The sequence below is a fragment of the Nonomuraea sp. NPDC049141 genome (assembly GCF_040648415.1).
GTDB lineage: Bacteria > Actinomycetota > Actinomycetes > Streptosporangiales > Streptosporangiaceae > Nonomuraea.
In genome coordinates, this window is sequence record NZ_JBEZDR010000118.1 from 1 (window position 1) to 2,543 (window position 2,543).

At 67.0% G+C, this 2,543-nt stretch carries 1 protein-coding gene and 2 rRNA genes; 1 reads left to right on the plus strand and 2 read right to left on the minus strand.

From position 1 onward, the window contains the following. Nucleotides 1-1,393: VanW family protein (locus tag AB0B91_RS64920; protein WP_358342977.1), on the plus strand; the 1,393-nt coding region annotated here is incomplete at its 5' end. A gap of 481 nt (nucleotides 1,394-1,874) precedes the next feature. Here the strand turns inward: AB0B91_RS64920 and rrf are convergent. Continuing rightward, nucleotides 1,875-1,991: ribosomal RNA gene (rrf, locus tag AB0B91_RS64925) — 5S ribosomal RNA — on the minus strand. Between the two features lie 83 nt (nucleotides 1,992-2,074). Then, nucleotides 2,075-2,543, minus strand: a 23S ribosomal RNA gene (locus AB0B91_RS64930); the annotation flags it as partial.

Consider the following 2,543-nt stretch of genomic DNA (forward strand, 5'->3'; position numbering starts at 1 on the left):
GGCGGCGGCGGAGGCCGAGGCGCACGCGGTCGACCGGCTCGTGGGGTCCCGGGCGGTGCAGCCCGTGGTGACCGTGGACACGGCCCGCCTCGACGCCGCCCTCGAGAAGGTCGTCGGCGACCAGGGCCGAAAGATGACCATGCCGGCGATCACCTGGAAGGGCACCACGCCGAAGGCGGTGCACCCGAAGCCGAGCCTCGCGCTCGATCCGGAACGCTCCGCGCAGGTGGTGCGGGAGGGCTGGCTCGCCGGGCAGCCGGTGACCGTGCCGCTGGTCGAGACGCCCCCGGCGACCAGCGCCGAGGAGGTGGACCGGCTCGTGGCCGAGCTGGCGAAGCCGGCCGTGGCCGCCCCCGTCACGCTGACCACCGGCAAGGGCTCGGTGCAGATCCCGCCGAAGGCGATCGCGAGGAGCCTGCGGTTCACGGCCGACAAGGCCGGCAAGCTGACCCCGCAGGTCGACGTGAAGCGGCTGCGCGCCGCGCTCGGCGGCGAGCTGGCCGCCATCGAGGTGCCGCCGAAGGACGCGCGGATGACCATCTCGGGCGGCAAGCCGAAGGTCGTCGAGGGCAAGCCCGGTCAGCAGCTCGACAGCGAGGCGCTCGGCCGCGACCTCCTCGCCGTCCTGCCGAGGGCGGACGACCGGAAGGTCACCGGCGAGCTGAAGCCGGCGGAGCCGGAGCTGACCGCGGCGAAGCTGGCCGGGCTGGGCATCAAGGAGCGGGTCTCCACCTTCACCACGCGGTTCACCGGTGGGCTCTCCTCGCCGCGCAGCCAGAACATCGTCACGATCGCGAAGGACGTCGACGGCACGGTGGTGCTGCCCGGCGAGACGTTCTCCCTCAACGGGCACACCGGCGAGCGCGGCTACGCGCAGGGCTACCGGGACGCCCCGGTCATCCTCGACGGCAAGCTGGTCCCCGGGGTGGGCGGCGGCACCTCGCAGTTCACCACCACGCTGTTCAACGCGACGTACTACGCCGGGCTGGAGGACGTCGAGCACAAGCCGCACTCGTACTGGTTCAGCCGGTACCCGGCGGTCATCGAGTCGACCATCTTCTGGCCGGACCTGGACTTCAAGTTCCGCAACAACACCGAGCACGGCGTACTGATCGACACCTCCTACACGTCGAATTCGATCACCGTGTCGATCTGGAGCACCAAGATCTGGGACAGCGTGAAGACCGAGTACACCCCGCGCCGCAACATCACCCAGCCCAGGACGGTCTACCTGGAGCCCGGCCCCACCTGCATCCCGGCGAGCGGCAGCCAGGGCTTCACCCAGGACGCCTTCCGGGTGTTCAAGAAGGACGGCAAGGTCGTGAAGCGGGAGAAGTTCAGCTGGCGCTACTCCGCCGAGCCGCGCTTCATCTGCGGTCCCGAACCGTCCTGACGCCCGCCTGACTCACGCTCGGGGAAGCTCCGCCGGCCAGTCGCCGGCGGGGCTTCTCCTGTCGTACGCGCACCGCGTCGGCCACCGAGGCCACGCGACCCGGCCCGTGCCTGATCGACACGGCGGCTATGGATGACCGTTGGTGAACCGCTACCGCCGATGGTGAACCAATACTCCGAACGCCGATACCTACGCGGCATAAAAATACCCGTGTGGTATCGGGCGAGCGGACTACACCGCCGCCGTCGAGATCCGGCGCAGCCCAGTCGCGGCTCATGGGAACAGACCCCTGGTTCCTCGGGCGGCGGGCTGTCCCACGGCCTGATCTGAGCGGGCCGCCCTCCGGGTATTGAGCGCCCCCTGGGCACAGGCGGCACAGCACCACGCGGCGCTGCGTCCGCCCGGTCGGGTTACCCGCCCGGAAAGGGTGCGTAACGCAGTTCAGGGCCACCCCGAAAGGGTGACCCTGAACTGAAAGATTGTCCGGCGGTGTCCTACTCTCCCACACCCTCCCGAGTGCAGTACCATCGGCGCTGGAGGGCTTAGCTTCCGGGTTCGGAATGTAACCGGGCGTTTCCCCTCCGCCATGACCGCCGTAACTCTATCGACATATCAAACAACACCACACCGTGGTCTGTTGTTCGTTTATCGAGAGTTGCACAGTGGACGCGTAGCAGCTTAGTAGTCAAGTCCTCGGCCTATTAGTACCGGTCAACTGAACCCGTTACCGGGCTTACATTTCCGGCCTATCAACCCAGTCGTCTAGCTGGGGGCCTTACCCCCACAAAGTGGGGTGGGATACCTCATCTTGAAGCGAGCTTCCCGCTTAGATGCTTTCAGCGGTTATCCCTTCCGAACGTAGCTAACCAGCCGTGCCCCTGGCGGGACAACTGGCACACCAGAGGTTCGTCCGTCCCGGTCCTCTCGTACTAGGGACAGCCCTTCTCAAGTATCCTACGCGCACGGCGGATAGGGACCGAACTGTCTCACGACGTTCTAAACCCAGCTCGCGTACCGCTTTAATGGGCGAACAGCCCAACCCTTGGGACCTGCTACAGCCCCAGGATGCGACGAGCCGACATCGAGGTGCCAAACCATCCCGTCGATATGGACTCTTGGGGAAGATCAGCCTGTTATCCCCGGGGTACCT